This is a genomic window from Komarekiella delphini-convector SJRDD-AB1, assembly GCF_014831675.1.
Classification (GTDB): Bacteria; Cyanobacteriota; Cyanobacteriia; order Cyanobacteriales; family Nostocaceae; genus Komarekiella.
On record NZ_VJXY01000024.1, the window covers coordinates 74733 to 90940 of the forward strand.

Here is a 16208-nt window from a genome sequence, read left to right on the forward strand (position 1 = left end):
ATGCAATATCGGCCATTACTCAAACCAAAGCTCAGCTTTCTCAAATGTTCCATCAGGCTTTCGAGGAGAACGAGCATAATCAATTCTGACCCTTGTAAATCCTCGTCTGCCAGCCATTTTTCCGGTAAAGGTTTGTAAGGCTGCATTCTCTGGCGACATCCCTGCCCGGATCAGGCTGTTGAAGGTAGCTAGATTATCACCGCCATACCATAGCCCACGAACTCCCCTAACTGTCACTCCACGGGCTGCAAATTCGTTGAGTAAGGTAGTGAACACCTCTCCTCCTCTAAAGGAGGTCTTGGCTTCCGCTGTGTAAATCCCTAATTCAACGTAGCCGGCCGCATCTAATTCAGCTAATCCTAATAGAGCATTAGTACCTGGATCTTTAGCCGAAAGTGAGGTATTCGTTCCCTCGATCACAAGTCCAGCCCGCATGGCTTTATTATGAACAAGAATACCAAGGGACGAAACATGGTAGGTGTGTAGTCCATCTACTTCAATGTTGAAGACAGTAAATACGCCTTGCTGATTTTTAATGGAATCAACGAAAATAACCTGACCAGTTATTGTGAGCAGGGGAGTTCCAGGTTCCAGCATACTGGCTTTCTGCCAACCGCTAGACGGTATCCAAAAGGGATGTTCGGGGCTACACGTGATGGTGATTTCGCCAATCTGAATATGCAAAACAACAGGGACGTGTCGGATAAACGTGCGCTCAATTCGGTGACTAATTTTTGTCGCCGATGATGGCTCTAACGACCAAACTTTATCTCCGACACTAAGAGCCTCAATATTTTTCTCACCTTCAAGGGTGAGTACCTTTGTCCCTGCCACAAAGCAGCCACGAGGAGGTTCGTTAATAGGTTCAACCCCACGGCCTGGTTCGGGAATGGGGGGACGCTCAGCTGGTACAGGCGGTTCACTACCTCTTGGTGTAACTCCTCGCCCACCGCCTCGTGCTCCAACCGCCTTCGCAATGCCAAGACTAACTAGGAGTAAGACAACCCCTGCAAGTCCAGCCCCCAAGCGTTGTGCTGCTTCATCTTCAGACAGTTGTCGCCACGTTACAAGGTCGTATCCGACTGCACCTTCAATGAGACTTACGATGCCCAAAGCATCTGCGATCGGTAAAATTGGGAATAGTACAGATGCTCCAATATAAATAACCCACTGATACCAAGGCGCGCCTTCGACCCAGAGTTGGTGCAGACGTTGATAGACAGTCCAGACAATAGCACCTGCCAATACGATTAGCCCGATAATCGCAGCCACCTTTGCCCCAAATATCAAACCAATAATTACGAGTGGCAATACGAATACTAGCAGTCCGATCAGCAGCGCATTGATGAAGGCATCCCAGACTTTCTCCCAGAAGCTCTTATTGTATTCCTCTTGAGCGCGGCGTTCGGCTTCAGTTAGCTTACTGGGGCGGCCCAAAACGTTGTATTCCAACTGGTTGTGGTCTAAAGCTTCATCCACTGAAGTAGTAATCTGATTCTGTAAATCTTGCAGTGCTTGCTCGACGGACTGCTCTATGCCAGTTGCTAGTTCGTCTAAAGTTCCCAGTGTAGAATTGACTGCTTCAGTGATGGTCTGTTGGTAGACAGTAAATTCTTGAGCTAGCTGTTCGCTGACACTGCTGCGCGTTGTAGTTAGATTGGCTTCGAGGGAGCTAAGAAGTTGCTGAATTTGTCCATCAATAGATGTATATGCCTCGGAAAATCCTTGGCTGAACACATTTCCTGTGGTAGTTATCGCTGCATCCAGCTGTTGCAAACCTTCCTGTAAGGCTGCTGCTAATGCCGTGACGCGATCGCCTAGTGCCAATTCTGCTTCTGTTGCCAATGCCTCGACAGCCCCTATATTGGGTGCTGTTTCTGTTTCAATTAAACCCCGAACAGATTCGGCATACCGCACCAGTTGAGCATCATTCAGCGTCAATTGCGACTCGATTGTTGCGGTACTGTCAGTCCTCGCTTGATCTAATTGAGCGAAGACACTTATTTGTGACTGATTAACCGTTTCAATTGCTAACCGCTCGGCATCATTCAGCGTGGTGAGAATGGATTGGTAGGCGTTCTCCAACTCAGGTGTAATTGCATTCAGCATGGCGTCCAGACGGTTGAGCATTGCCTGAGAAATGTTGGGAAGCTGCGCCTGCGCTTGAGTGGTCGTTTGTTCTACCTGGGTGAAAAGTTCTTCTGCTTGCCCTCTAAATGACCCTAGGGCTTCGGCAGCGGTTGAGCGGGCTGCATCAGCCGTTTCGCTGCCCACTGAGCGAATGTGTGCTGCTGTCTCTGACGCCACTGTAGTCACTGCTTCACCCTTTATTTCTCGCAGCGTTTGATCTCCGGTAGCGGCAGTTGCCCGCGATCTGCCCAGTGCAGTGGCTTTAGTGGCCAAATTCTCAGAGCCATTCAGTGCTCTAGACGCTTCCTGTTCACCAATAGCAGTTGCCTCTTGGTCATGACGATTGCTGGCTTCTCGTAGTCGCTCTATCGTCGTGGTTGAGGCATTTTGCAAGCGTTCCTGCTCAGTAGCCTCGATTGCGCTTACTTGTTCGCGATATTGGGCTATCAGGGAAGTAACTTCTGTTCTGGTGGCTGCAAACAAGGCTGTGGCTTGCTCTCTGGCAGCGGTGTAGCGATCGCTAATCGTTGTACGAGCCTGGGTAGTTTCCGTTAGTACCCGTGTCTTTTCTACCTCAATCCGCTGTGCAACTTGGCTCAGGGCGATCGTCCCTTGTTCGCGTAACTGCTCCCGTTTAATTGCTAAACGCTCCATCAACTGGCTTGCCCGGAATTTGGCGAAGTCACGCGCCTGACTCAGGGCAGGAGAATCAGCTTCGACGATGGCTGTAGCCATACTCAAACTGCCCTGTTCTACCAACGGCGTTTCTAGAAGCGGTGGAGCGGCTTCAGTGGGAGATGAAACCGCAGATGCCCTTTCTTGGGGTGTAGCAAGGGCAACCGAAATGGATAACGCTTGTGCTTCACCCGTCGTCGCTCCAGTTGGTTCAGCGAGCAATCCCGCATCCACTACCTCCGCTTGTGGCGTTTCAGCGGCAGCCGTTTGAGTTTCAGTTGCTTCGGCTTCAGCCGACACCAGTTCACTTGCCTCTTTGCTGACTGCCTCTCCACCTTCCTGGAGCATACTATCTGAGACAGCTCCTTTATAAGGTTCCTCTGTTTCCACCTGTGGAGGTGGTGGAACGTTTTCTTCGCCCGCAGGAATAGGTTCTGCCAAAATGGCATTGAACTCTTCCCATAGAGATGCGGGTAATCTGGTTTGAACTCGTGCCAGCACTACTTCGCGAGTAGATGAATCAAGCCCATTCAACCGTCGTCTCACTCGCCCAGAACTGTCTTCTGGATCGGCTTGAAGATTTTTAACCACTCCTTGGGTGACTGCTTCAACTTCGTCGGTAGGCTCTGCTACATCTGTCCAAGGATTTGGAGTGGGCAACTCAATCAGTTGGCGGGCAATTATGCCCTCAGATACTCCGGTTGAAATCGCGTTTGCCGAAACTGGACTCCCCATAGCGACCCGGTTAGCGATCGCCTCTGCTTCATGTTCCAATGGATCTCCAGGCTGGCTCACACCATAACCAGACAGATCTGAATTGAACGTCGTGATTGAATTCTGAGGAATTTGCTGTATTGTATGCGTTAACTCATGTGCCAGTAACGTCTGCCCCGTCTTGGTATGAGGTTGATAGTAGCCATTACCAAAAAAGATATCCTGACCTTGGGTAAAAGCTTGGGCATGTAACTGATGTGCAGCATTACCAGCCTTCCCATCTGTATGCACTCGCACCTGACTGAAGTCGTGTCCGAAGCTAGATTCCATGAAAGTAGAGGTTTCGGGGTCGAGGGGTTGACCGGGCGATCGCAACACTTCATGCACAATTGGCGGCACTTCAGAAACATCATCCTGAGTGGTAGCCCGTCGCTGTAGCGTGAGTTTTTCTTTTTGGCATTCAGCACACTCGCCTGTTAACCCTGGAGAATTGCCACAGGCACACTTGCGTTGCAGCAGTCCAGATTTATCGCTGTTGAGGGAGGGTTTAGCTGCTGTATTTACCGCTGATGTTTTTGTACTCATTGACTTAACCCTCCGTAAATAGACTGAGCAATCTGCATACCGATAATTTCTGGTTGCGTGCCAGGTGTTATCTCAAATATACCGCCATTAATTTGAGCGATCGCTCCTCCCTGCATCAAAGATGGGGGGATGCCCTGTGTGAACAATCGAGTGAGTTCCTGTTGTATGGCGGCTCCAATGCGGTGGCGATCGCTTGCCGGAAAGCCATGCAGGATAAGTTCTTCTATGTGCAACTCGATATTACCAAGTGTCAAATCCATCCGCTTACCTCCGCATCCGTCAGGGTTTTCTCTAGCTTCAGATATTCGCTTTGGGCTGCCCGTAGCAGGTGTTTCATCTGCACAGGTTCTTTAGCATCGGCAGCGAGGAAGGCAGCGTTGAGGGCGATAGTCCGAATATTGCCGCCAGGGATGTTCAGTTGCGCTAACCGATTTAGATCTAGCCCTTTGGTTGGTAGTTTGGGTGGGAACATCCGCCGCCAAATATCTAAGCGCTGGGCTACATCGGGAAATGGAAACTGCACCACAAAGCGAATCCGCCGCAGGAATGCAGAATCGATCGCACCTTTCAAATTTGTTGTCAAAATCGCCAGTCCGCGATAAGCTTCCATCCGTTGCAGCAGATAGCTGACTTCAATATTGGCGTAGCGATCGTGACTATCTTTTACTTCGCTGCGTTTACCAAATAATGCATCCGCCTCATCAAACAACAAGATTGCGCCGCCTGCTTCTGCTGCATCAAATACCCGTCGCAGGTTCTTTTCGGTTTCCCCAATGTATTTACTCACCACTTGGCTGAGGTCAATCCGGTACAGATCCAGCCGTAACTCTTGTGCTAGCACTTCTGCTGCTAAGGTTTTGCCTGTGCCGCTGGCTCCTGCAAACAAAGCGCTTACTCCCAAACCGTTCGCACTGGCCGCCGCAACACCCCAGGTTTCATAAACCGTTATCCGCTGTTGCACTTGGGCGACAATTTCCCGGAGAGTTCGACACTGAGGTTCTGGCAGAATCAAATCATCCCAGGTAGCAACAGGTTGAATGCGCTGAGCCATGTCATCTAAACGAGTGCGTGCATGGATACGGCAGGCATCCCAGAGGTCTTTAGCAGATAATGAGTCTTCTGAACAAATCGCCTGAATGGAAGCAGCGCTAAGGTGAAACTGAGCAATCAGGGGGTCAAGGTCTTGGTCTGCTATTTCTCCCAGAGCATTTTGCCAGAGTTGGCGCTGTTCGGCAGAGGTGGGTCTGTTGATATCTAGACGCAGGGAGGAGCGACGCAGATGTAGAGGGTCGCGGGTGGCAACCATTACCAAGCTTTGAACGGTTTCGAGGAATGGCAGCAATTTATCTCGATTTTCTCCGACTTCGCAATCTATTAGTAAGGCGCTGCGGCTCAAAACTGCCTCCCGCTCCCAAAGCCGTGCTAAAGCATCTCGTTCGGCGGCAGTGGTGGGAAGGTCGGTGGCTCGCAGAGTATGCAGGTTGAGTCCCAAGTTAGCAGAGGCGGTAATGGCGATCGCTTCTTTAGCTTCCGGCTCACCACCACAAAGTTGAATGAGCTGAGAAATGCTGGGATTTTTTGTCAGTCTATTTACAAGGCGTTCGACTAGTTGTTGGTGGGAGGGTGGGAGAGGAGCAGTATTCTTTGTTGGTTCCACCAGTCCGCGCAAGCGATCGTCCAGGTATGATATGCCGTTGAGATAATGTAGCACCCGCTCGTCAATGCGGAGGCGGCTTTGGGTAAGGCTTTCGCCATTGCCGACTTCAATCAAGCGCCAGTGGCGGAGGGGACTAGTGGGAGCCAAGGCACTCCAGTGGGCATCGGGCAGGGCTGCTAGCGCTAGGCTGAAGGTAAGATACGCTAGTTGCAAGCTGCCTTGGGCGGTTGCACACAGTTGGGCGAGGGAACCGCTCAGTTCTACTCCAGCAGACAACACTAGCAAATCACGCTCAAAGGAAGTCAGACCAAAAGCAGTGCAGAGAGTTTGGAGAGCTGCGGGCGGGGTTAACGGATGTTGCTGTATAGGTGGAGGTGCTTCTGGTGCAGGTTGTCCTTGGGCACTGGCGATGTATTGCTGCAACGCCGTCCGCACTCTGGCGATCGCGATCGCCAGATATTGTTCGTTGGGTTCTTGCCAGGTGAAGGGGACGGTGCTGGTCATAATGACTGAATAATTCATAATTCGTAATTCGTAATTCGTAATTCAGAATTCATTAAGTTCGGAATTCATTAATACGAATTATGGTGGCTGTGTGACGCTATTAGACGGCAGGGTTCGCCGGGGGGGAATCTGGGTGGTGTCTTCGGGGGGGTCAAAACAGAAACCGGGTTTCGTGAGGTTTGTGACAGTTAGGGTATATGTACCTGGGATGCCAATAATGCGGAAAGTGGCAGTACCATCGGCGGCAGTGTTGCCAGTGTCGGGGCGGGTGGAGCCATCAGGTAGCGTCCAGGCGATCGCAACTTTCACATCTGGTAATAAAACGCCTGTTTGGTCTTTGACAGTCACAATTCCCTCGACGATGAGGAGATTTCCATCCAGTGTGGTTGTCAGCTGGATGTCGTCTTGAGTAACGCGCAGGCAATTTTGAGCGCAGGCGATCGCTACCGTCGGTTCCCCAGAATACAGGTTGTTTTCATCTACTTCTGGTAAGCTTTCTGCGCCATCAATCTGAATTCTTACCAGATAACGTCCCGCTTTTACCCCCGCCACTGGAATTGTAATGACGTTGGTATCTTCATTAGATTTGTCAACAGTGGCGGTATAAGCGATGGTAGTATCACTGTTTTGTTCGTTCAGCAATAGCGTTACCCGTTGCCCCTTGCCAATCACCGGCTCCACTGTCACTCGAATATCTACTCTGCCTGCAATAATGGCTCCTGGAGCCTCTACCCGCAGAATTCGAGGACGTACAACGAAAGGCAAAACGTTGGACTCAAAGCCACGATGCAGCCCCGATGGTGCGCCCAAATCTAGTAGATGCAAGACTTGTACTGTACTGATGCCTGCTTGTAAGCCAGTAGGGACATTTACCTGAATTTCGCGATCGCCTACCTTCATCGGCTCCACTGTAACGCTGCCAAACTGAACCTGTACACGTTCAGCCATCAGATTTTGTCCCCGCAACGTCAGCAGATTGCCTGGTGCGACAATTTGCGGTTGCACTTCTGTGATTACCAGCTGGCGCAGGAGCAGTACGTGTAAGCGTCGCTCTCGGACGGGGAGGGCAGATTTAAGCGATCGCTGCGACTCAATCAGCACCACCGACACATGATAAGCCGCTGTCGGACGATACTGTGTTTGAATTGCTGACCACAGCTTTGACATCTCCTCCGTACTCATTGGCTGCGGTGATATCTTAATTTGCTCCACCTGCTCTGCTAAATCCACCACAGATAAGGACTTGAGTGCTGGTTTCTCGCTAGAGGCCAGACTTTGCAACGCGGTGCGGATGACATCCCGTGTCAGTACAGGTGTTTCGTGGAATAACTGCATTGCATAACCAAGCATAATCTCGGCATGAAACGCCTCTTGGCTATAAGCAGTTAACAAGTAGTGCAAATCAAGAGCCAGAGGAGGGTTCGCCACCCGTTCCCCACTGCTGTTACGAGTGGGCAAACCCAGGTTGCGCCAGCCAGAATTGAACGTCGTCTGATACAGAAACAGATTCAGCCGATCTTTAGCTGGCGTCGTGCCGTTTGTGCCGTCCAGATTGGGCAACACTACTGTCACAGTGGGCGCGTCTCCGAGACTGGCAGCAATACCCTGTCTTACTAGCCCGTTTTCCAGCAAGTTCTTAATTACGGCAGTTACCGCACCAATAGCGAGGGCGTTACTCATCCGTTACCTCCTCTGGATTTCAGATAGTCTTCCAGTGATAGGCGGGGTGCAACAGGAGCAGAGCGAGGACGAGCTGGTGTAGGCGGTGGCACTGCTCGGACTTCAATCCGCCCGATACTGATGTGAATAGTGGGTACAGATGGTGCTGCATCAACACGTCTGTCACTCCACGCCGTTGTTGATTGAGATACCACAGCCTCTTGTAGCTGCTTCAAGCCTGCGGATTGCACTGGCTGAACTAGAGCAGTAGTATCTTGCAAAGGGAAATTCAACTGAGCAGCTGGTGATTCGATAGGCTGGGCGATCGCTTTGTTTGCCTCTTCATGAGTTACCCGCGCCTGTCTCAACTGCACCAACCGATTCATTTCAGGTGTCACCAGATATTCCGATGATGGTGGCGGTGACAGCACCGGGACTTGAGGCTGTGAAGCCTTTGCTGATGCATCAGGGATAACTTGTACCAACGAAGGTGGCGGTGACAACACCGGGACTTGAGGCTGTGAAGCCTTTGCTGATGCATCAGGGATGATAGATTGTCCCAAAGACTGTGGTTCAGGCGATCGCACTGGAACTTGTGGCACTGCCGGATAGACGGATGATGGAGAAATAGCGTTTTGTTCTGGGGTAGACGGTGCTATTGGTGCAGATGGGGGATGCAATGATCGCCTTACCTCCTCTGCCAACCCTGGGGCAGATGGTTCTTCCCGCACAATAGCTGGAGATATGTCCTGAGATTCCAACGAATGCGATTCCGGCGTTAGGCGAGGGAGCCGGGCGATCGCCAACGCCGGATTCTGTCTTTGTTCTGTCCTCCCTAAAGCAGCAGACTGCTCTGAATCTTGTGTTTCGTAACTCTTCCTCAGTTCCCAGTCCCCAGTCCCCAGTTCCCAGTCCCCAGTCCCCAGTCCCCAGTCCCCAGTCCCCAGTCCCCAGTCCCCAGTCCCCAGTCCCCAATCCCCATCCCCCACCGCATATATAGGCGCAATTTGGGGCTGTACCATCGGCATTAGCTCCAACGTGCGTGCTGCTAGTCGTGTTAGGAAGTCTGTCATCTGCTTACAAGATCAAGATAGAATTGTCGCCGCATCGGACTCATGGATAAAATATCGGATTCACGCCAGCCGTAGCTGCGTGCCAAAGTATGGACTTCTCGCAGTAACCGCTTTGCTTGAACGCCTAGTTCTATCCAGAAAAACGAGACGATATCAAACAACACCTGCCAACGGTGATTACAAGCAGGACAAGTAAGATCCAGCAGTAATTCCGCTTGGGGGTCGCAATCTGCCATATATTGTCCCAACTGATTTAATACAGCATCAGGCAGCGTATCACTCTTGACTATCTCCCCACCCAAACTAACCTGCTGGATACAGCGCTGTGCCAACAGCCGATGAGCTGTTACTAAATCGGGACTGCGTACTACTGCTGCTAAATCTCGACTATTGGGCAGGCGAAACTGTAGTGTATAGTCCTCTATGGAAAATGCATACTCTGGCTTAATTGTCAGCATTGGCTCGACAATTCGCAGATCCTTCACCTTCAGCGTAAATTCTAACTGCTCACCGCATTGCGGACAGACTGCAAATCCATCCATTACCGAGCCAAACGTCATCTCTCGCAACGTTAACAGCAGCGCGTCTCGTTGCCCAATGCTGAACTGTGCTAAATCATCTAGCGATCGCTCAGGCAACGCAAAAGATAACAATGTCAGCGCCCGATCCAAAGGATGCTGAGCTTGCCCAATTTCCCAAATTTGGAGAATCTGATCGGCAGAAAGGAGACGCATGGTGGTGAGTGGGGGAGTGGGGGCAGGGGGGCAGGGGAGCAGAGGGGCAGGGGAGGCGAGTGTTAAAGACTTGCTCGCGAATATCAAAGATTCGTTCACGAATATCTAAGGCTCGTTCACGAATATCTAAGGCTCGTTCACGAATATCTAAGGCTCGTTCACGAATATCAAAGGCTCGTTTGCGAATATCAAAGATTCGTTTGCGAATATCAAAGATTCGTTTGCGAATATCAAAGATTCGTTCACGAATATCAAAGATTCGTTTGCGAATATCAAAGATTTGTTTACGAATATTAAAGATTCGTTCACGAATATCAAAGGTTCGCCCGCGAATATCAAAGATTCGCCCGCGAATATCAAAGATTCATTGTTGCATTAGCAAAACATATCTTCCCTACCTCCCGTGCTCCCCCTACTCCTCTGCTCCCCTGCCCCCCTACTCCTCTGCCCCCCTGCCCCTCTGCCCCCCTACTCCCCCTGCCTTTCTACGACGGTTCTAAGAAACTCGGTTCGGTAGGTTCTGTCACTTCATAATCTCGCTCCCAGCCTTCGTTTTGTAGTTGGATACTCTGGATAGCAACAGCATTGGCGTTGGCGTCAAGTTCCGGGAGAGCGGTGAATTCTGATACCCAGCAGCGAAAAACTTTGTAGGCGATCGCTAACTGTCCCGCTTCGTTATACAACTCGATAATGATATCTTTGCGAAAGTCTTTGAGTGATACCTCTGCTCCCAACCCAGAACCGTAGTTCCAGATTTTGTTTGCCCACTGTTCAAAGTCCCTATCGTGGGTTACGCCCCGTTCTAACATGATCGGTTCGTATTTGCTCTGTCCGGGTGAGTGACGCGGGCTACTAGGATCACCACCTTCCCGGTGCGTTACCACTTCGGTTGATCGCTTGAGCGCTCCTACTTTACTCACACCCGCCACATACTTACCTTCCCACTTCACCCGAAATTTGAAGTTTTTATATGGGTCAAATCGTTGAGCATTGACACTAAACTGAGCCATCACATCCTCCTTTAACAGTTAACAGTAAACGGTAAACAGTAAACAAGAAACGGTAAACATAATAAGGGGGTGAGTACTTCCAACTGAAAACTAATAGCCCAAAGCCGATTAGCCGCAGGCGCTATCTGGCAGGTTTAAATCCCCCAACTGTTTACTGTTTACTGTTTACTGTTTACTGATTTAAGTGACGAGTTGACCAGCAATTTGCTGAAACTTGATGATTACAAACTCCGCAGGCTTCAGCGGCGCAAACCCGACGATGATGTTGACGATGCCGCGATCAATGTCGTTTTGTGTAGTTGTTTCTTTGTCGCATTTAACGAAATAAGCTTCTCTTGGCGTTTTTCCTTGAAATGCGCCTTGGCGGAAAAGGTTGTTCATAAATGCCCCAAGGTTCAGGCGAATTTGTGACCACAGCGGCTCATCGTTGGGTTCAAATACCACCCATTGAGTGCCCCGGTAAAGGCTTTCTTCGAGAAATAACGCCAGCCGACGCACGGGGATGTATTTCCACTCCGATGCAAGGCGATCATCTCCTTCTAGCGTCCGTGAACCCCAAACCACATTGCCATAGACTGGGAAGAATCGCAGACAATTGATTCCCAAAGGATTCAGTTGACCGTTTTCACCATCAGTCAGACTTACAGTGAGTCCTCGCACGCCTGACAAACTTGTGTCGATGCCAGCAGGTGCTTTCCAAACACCGCGTTGAGCGTCGGTACGTGCAAAGGTTCCGGCAATCACCCCGCAAGGTACAAATGTTTCTAGGCGATTTTCCTTTAACGGATCTGCCAGTTTCACTCTGGGAAAAAAGAGGGCTGCATAGTTCTTATTTTTGCCCAAGGCTGCTAGCAGAGAGTCTTGAGGGTTGTTCAGATTTCTAAGGACTGCATCTTTGTTTATCCACTCCAAAGGAGGATCGACAATTAGCATGGCACGGCGCTCAAAGCAATACTGAAGTGCTGTAGCCCAAGTTCCAGGCGAAATGTCGATTTCACGATTAACAGGTGGAATGCAGAGGAGGTTGAACAAGTCTGCTTTTTCTAACGCATAAATACCTGTCTTTTCAGACTTGCTACCAGTGTAGAGGTTGTCATTAGTGGGCGGTTCATTGCTATCTTGTCCGCCATTAAAGGAACTTCCTTCTTCATTGTTGCTAGGTTGAGGACGAACCGCGGGAATATTATCTTCATCAACACGCGCAAAGAAGGATTGAGTTTTGAAAACTTCGACGACGTAGCGAGGTGAAGTTTTGTCTATTGAGAGGTTGCGGAGTTTCTCACTCGTTCTTTGCTCACCATCAATATATGTAATCGTTACGTTAAACGTTTTTTTCTCTTCGGGTGTACTGGATTGATCAGCCGTATCATGGTCAACAATAACTTTCAGATCGTTCCCCCAAGCTCCTTCGCTAGAAGCATTTAAGACGAGTGCTGGAGCCTCAGCTTCATTACTCGTGGGTAAGCTAACCTGAGCCTCGACTCCTCCATCTGTACCACCTGTAAAGGCTTGGTTTTCAATTGCATCGGGGCGCTGAGTAATTGTACTACTGAGTATCCGCACCGATTTCGATAGTTTTCCAGCAATTTGATCGAATTTAACATTCTTTAATTCTTCAACCGTCTTTTCACCTTTTTTGATAATCAGGTTAAAGCTGGTGTCATCAGTAACCTCAGTGTAGTTGACGGTTGCGGTCAGGCGATCGCCCTCTCTCCCAGGTTCTATTGCCTCCAAAATCAAGCTTTTATCAGCAGCTTTGAGTTCAGTGGTTGCTCTGGTTTTTGCAGATAGGCGCACAATTAGGGCGTCAGTTCCTCCATTTAAGAAGAACTGCTGAACGGCATAGCCCATAGTGCTATTAAGTGTCAACTTACCAAACTGGCGCTCATAATCACCAAAACTTTGAATTCGGATGGGATCATTGGTTGATCCTTTCAGAGCAAATCCAATAAAAGCAGTAATAGAAGTTGAAACCCCTGTAATGGTACGAACACCACTTGGAATTTCCTCAATATAAACGCCAGGATAGGTAGGTGTGACAGGCATGAAACGCTCCTTTTATTTGAACAGGCAAGTATGACAATTCATAAATTCCAGGTGTTTAAGTATTAAACCTCTTGCATTCATTGCCTTTTGCACGCTTGTGAGAAAGGAGAAATACAATTCCTTTCACCTTTTACCGACTTATGCAAGAGTCTATTGCAGCAGCAAAAACTTGCGGATCTCTCGCCTCAGTACGAAATTGAACCGCTAACAAATTCTTTGAGAACTTATTTCCTCCACCAAGTAACCGGAAACTCAGCAAGTTATTCCTGTATACTTGCCCAAAGGAGCATTTGGAAGAATAAATTTAACAACTCAAATAATTGCCAATATTATTTACGAAATAGAGGTTTTTTAGTGAATATTTAGGAGATTCTTAAAGAAATGCTATTAATCGCAATATTTGCGATCATTTCTACTCAAACTGCGAAAAATAGCGTAATATCTTTTCTCTAACTTTCAAGTGAGTTTTGTGGATGGATTCAGGTTTTTGGTAGCGAGCTTGTGTAAGCTATGAAGAATCACACCTAAACTCATCACAACTTGTACTGTAGCTGCAATAATTAGAGCGATCGCAGCTCCTAGCAATTTCATCTGAGGCAGCAACCAGATACAAGCGATGGGTAAGATAATTGTCACCACAGCAAATAAAAGTATTTGGATGCAAAAGTATTTAGCTGCTGCCATTCCATAGCCTAACGAGGACGATACATAGCCAATGCCCGCTGCAACCATCAACCAGACAAACAAATTTGCTTGTTCGCCATATTCAGGTTGATACAGAACAGTTAAAATCTGCCGTCCATCAACGAGAGCCACCAAAACGCCTGTGACACCCAATAAAGCAGCCATTCCTACCAGCTTTAGCAAGAGAGTGCGGAAAGCGATCGCATCTCCTGCGGCATAATATTTAGCTAACTGGGGACTAGCTGACTCTCCTAGAAGATTCACTAACATCCCTCCTATTACCATCAGGTAAGCTATGGCTGCAAAAATCCCAAGTTGCTCCACACCCAAATATTGCTCAATAAAGTAGCGGGGAATGTTGTGATTGAGTGAAACTAGCATCATCACAAATCCCAAAGGCAAACATAGCCATACCAACTTTAGTAGGATTGGCTGATGCCAACGCGGTTGTAGTTTTGACAAATGCTTAAGTATCAAAACACCATTATGAATATCGTAACCAACCAGCACCACAGCCCCAGCAAATACTAACCCCGTTACTCCCCATAGAATATTGCCAGATTGATATACACCAATGCTCAGTAGTAACAGCGATAGAAAACCTTTAATTATCAGCGATACAGCAATGCAATTCGTGCCTTTGTTTTGCTGTAACCCATAAAATACGTCACTAATAGATTCCAACGCTTTGGCTAGACCAACTAGGAAGATAACTAAAGATGTTTCCGATTCATATCCTCCTAACAAACTAACAACTGTAATAATTACAAGTGCCAGCGCTATTGATATTAACCTCAACCCTAAGTAATCACTAAAACTGTACTGTTTTCTATTATCTGTAGCTTGAACAGATCGTAGTTGGAGATTTGTCAACATGATTATGGGTGCTGCTACCGCTAAACCCAAGGCAAATTGCCCTACCATTTTTGGATTACCAAATTTAGCTAACACCACAAGCATCCCCCATTGGCAAGCTGCATAGACCGCATTGCCAATAAATGCCCACGATAAATTGTGGCGCAGTGTTAATACTTTCTCATACTGCATTTGTTAAAAAGTTCTTCAGCTAAGAACCAGTTTTTATAAACTTTGATTAATTCTCTTTTTCCTCAAACTTAAGATGTAGTTAAAAGTTCAGTAACAAGTAATTGGTGAGTAGCAATTAATATTTATATCATCACGACATACTACAAAAATCTCGGAAATTTATACATTAAATATCGTCCTAAGGAGTTGATACAATTAAAAACAGTACTTTTAGCTAACGTTAAATTCGTTTGTGTTGGTAGTTAGCAGTATTAGATATTTGTCCATTTATGTTGTACCAATTTTTTGCCACTTTAGTCATGCCACTTTGGCAAAATTTTGATCACAGTTCTCAATTACTAGCAATCCACTCTTGTGTGAGGAGTTAACAATAAGCGTGTGTTGCATGAATAATTTAAATTCGGTTCCCGATATTGGGCTTTTCACTTTTGTGCTTTAGTGGTTCAAAGTCAATTTTTGAACCACTAAGACACCAAGAAAAATAGATTACACCTTGAAAAGGCTAACCTTTGCCCAACTCTTTCTACTAAACTTTTGCTTCTAAAGACTTGAGCAATTCAGTATTCACACCTGATTCACGAGTCAGAGCAATTTTACCAGTGCGGGCGACTTCTCTTAAACCAAACTTCTGCAACACTTGCACGATCGCCACCATTTTACCTGGATCTCCGACAACTTCCAAGGTAAGGGAATCTTCCGCCACATCTACGACACGCGCCCGAAAAATCTGAGACAATTCAATTACTTCTGAGCGATTGTTGCTGGTAGCATTAACCTTCAAGAGCATCAATTCCCGCTCTACGCAAGGAGTTTCGGTAATATCCTGTACTTTGAGAACATTGACCAACTTGTATAGCTGCTTGGTTAATTGCTCGATTACGCGATCGTCACCGGGTACAACCATCGTAATGCGGGAAACTCCTCCCTGCTCGGCTGGGCCAACAGCGAGGCTTTCAATATTAAAACCACGACGGGCAAATAAACCAGAAATACGGGACAGAACACCCGCTTCATCTTCTACGAGAACTGAAAGAGTATGTTTCATCTTCGCCAAAAAGGCTAGAGCAGGATTTGATCACGCAGACACTAGCTAACGGCTGCGCTAGAGGTACTGCCGCATTAAATTGTAAGTGCGACCTTCTATTTTAAACTCAATAGCTACACTCATTGCAGTCCTAAAAAGAAATTGTGCAAAAATCACGCCATAAGTATGAATATTCCTGAGTGCATATCTTTTCATTGGCAGATGCCGGATTTTTCCAAAGCATTTATACTCATATTTGAAAAACCTTCAACAGGAGCAAAGTATTTATGGGTTGGTTAAAAAGACTATTTGGAATGGAAAAGCCTCAAAATGCAGAAGTAAATCCGGCTCCACAAGTACAGCAAACTTCTAGTAATGCGCCTACTGCTACTCAATCAACTCCTCTAGAACGTTTGGGATTAAATGGTGAGTACGACCAAAGTGGGTTGGCAAAGCGAGTAGCATTGGCATTCGATCAAGATCCCCAACTTGATGATGTTGATAGCCTTTGGGTAGCTCAGACGGGTAGCACTGTAGTATTGAAAGGTAAAGTTCCTAGCCAGGAAATCCTCAACAAAATGATTTCTGTAGCCCGTTCTGTAAGTGGTGCTACAGATGTTGACACCAATCAAACGACCATTGGTTAGGTGCTGATTGTTGAACGTA

Annotated in this window: 11 protein-coding genes; 1 reads left to right on the top strand and 10 read right to left on the bottom strand. The window is 47.8% G+C overall.

The window, feature by feature from the left end:
* Positions 1 to 15: 15 nt before the first annotated feature.
* The 10 genes from FNW02_RS21015 to ilvN all read right to left on the bottom strand — a co-directional run bounded on the left by FNW02_RS21015 (position 16) and on the right by ilvN (position 15563).
* Positions 16 to 4104 (bottom strand): eCIS core domain-containing protein, encoded by a 4089-nt coding sequence (locus FNW02_RS21015; protein ID WP_191759447.1) that lies wholly within the window; start codon positions 4102 to 4104, stop codon positions 16 to 18.
* Positions 4101 to 4364, bottom strand: coding sequence for a hypothetical protein (locus FNW02_RS21020; protein WP_191759448.1), 264 nt, complete (start codon positions 4362 to 4364; stop codon positions 4101 to 4103). The genes FNW02_RS21015 and FNW02_RS21020 overlap by 4 nt, the downstream gene beginning before the upstream one ends.
* Entirely contained in the window at positions 4355 to 6283 is a 1929-nt protein-coding gene (locus FNW02_RS21025; RefSeq protein WP_225225799.1) for an ATP-binding protein, read from the bottom strand. Before FNW02_RS21025 ends, FNW02_RS21020 begins: the two co-directional genes overlap by 10 nt.
* A gap of 60 nt (positions 6284 to 6343) precedes the next feature.
* Positions 6344 to 7945 (bottom strand): Pvc16 family protein, encoded by a 1602-nt coding sequence (locus FNW02_RS21030; RefSeq protein WP_191759449.1) that lies wholly within the window; start codon positions 7943 to 7945, stop codon positions 6344 to 6346.
* Positions 7942 to 8997, bottom strand: coding sequence for a hypothetical protein (locus FNW02_RS21035; protein ID WP_191759482.1), 1056 nt, complete (start codon positions 8995 to 8997; stop codon positions 7942 to 7944). Before FNW02_RS21035 ends, FNW02_RS21030 begins: the two co-directional genes overlap by 4 nt.
* The gene (locus FNW02_RS21040) at positions 8994 to 9731 is read right to left on the bottom strand and encodes a T4 family baseplate hub assembly chaperone (RefSeq protein WP_191759450.1); all 738 of its coding nucleotides are present in this window, start codon (positions 9729 to 9731) and stop codon (positions 8994 to 8996) included. Before FNW02_RS21040 ends, FNW02_RS21035 begins: the two co-directional genes overlap by 4 nt.
* 485 nt (positions 9732 to 10216) lie before the next feature.
* Entirely contained in the window at positions 10217 to 10741 is a 525-nt protein-coding gene (locus FNW02_RS21045) for a phage tail protein (protein ID WP_162398893.1), read from the bottom strand.
* A gap of 180 nt (positions 10742 to 10921) precedes the next feature.
* On the bottom strand, positions 10922 to 12787 hold the full coding sequence (locus FNW02_RS21050) for a phage tail sheath C-terminal domain-containing protein (protein WP_191759451.1): 1866 nt from the start codon (positions 12785 to 12787) through the stop codon (positions 10922 to 10924).
* A gap of 456 nt (positions 12788 to 13243) precedes the next feature.
* Complete coding sequence (locus FNW02_RS21055; protein ID WP_191759452.1) at positions 13244 to 14518, bottom strand: lipopolysaccharide biosynthesis protein; 1275 nt, start codon at positions 14516 to 14518, stop codon at positions 13244 to 13246.
* Between the two features lie 526 nt (positions 14519 to 15044).
* Positions 15045 to 15563 (bottom strand): acetolactate synthase small subunit, encoded by a 519-nt coding sequence (gene ilvN / locus FNW02_RS21060; protein WP_191759453.1) that lies wholly within the window; start codon positions 15561 to 15563, stop codon positions 15045 to 15047.
* 266 nt (positions 15564 to 15829) lie between these two features.
* Here ilvN and FNW02_RS21065 point away from each other — a divergent pair, with 266 nt between their 5' ends.
* Positions 15830 to 16189, top strand: coding sequence for a BON domain-containing protein (locus FNW02_RS21065; RefSeq protein ID WP_191759454.1), 360 nt, complete (start codon positions 15830 to 15832; stop codon positions 16187 to 16189).
* Positions 16190 to 16208: the final 19 nt, after the last annotated feature.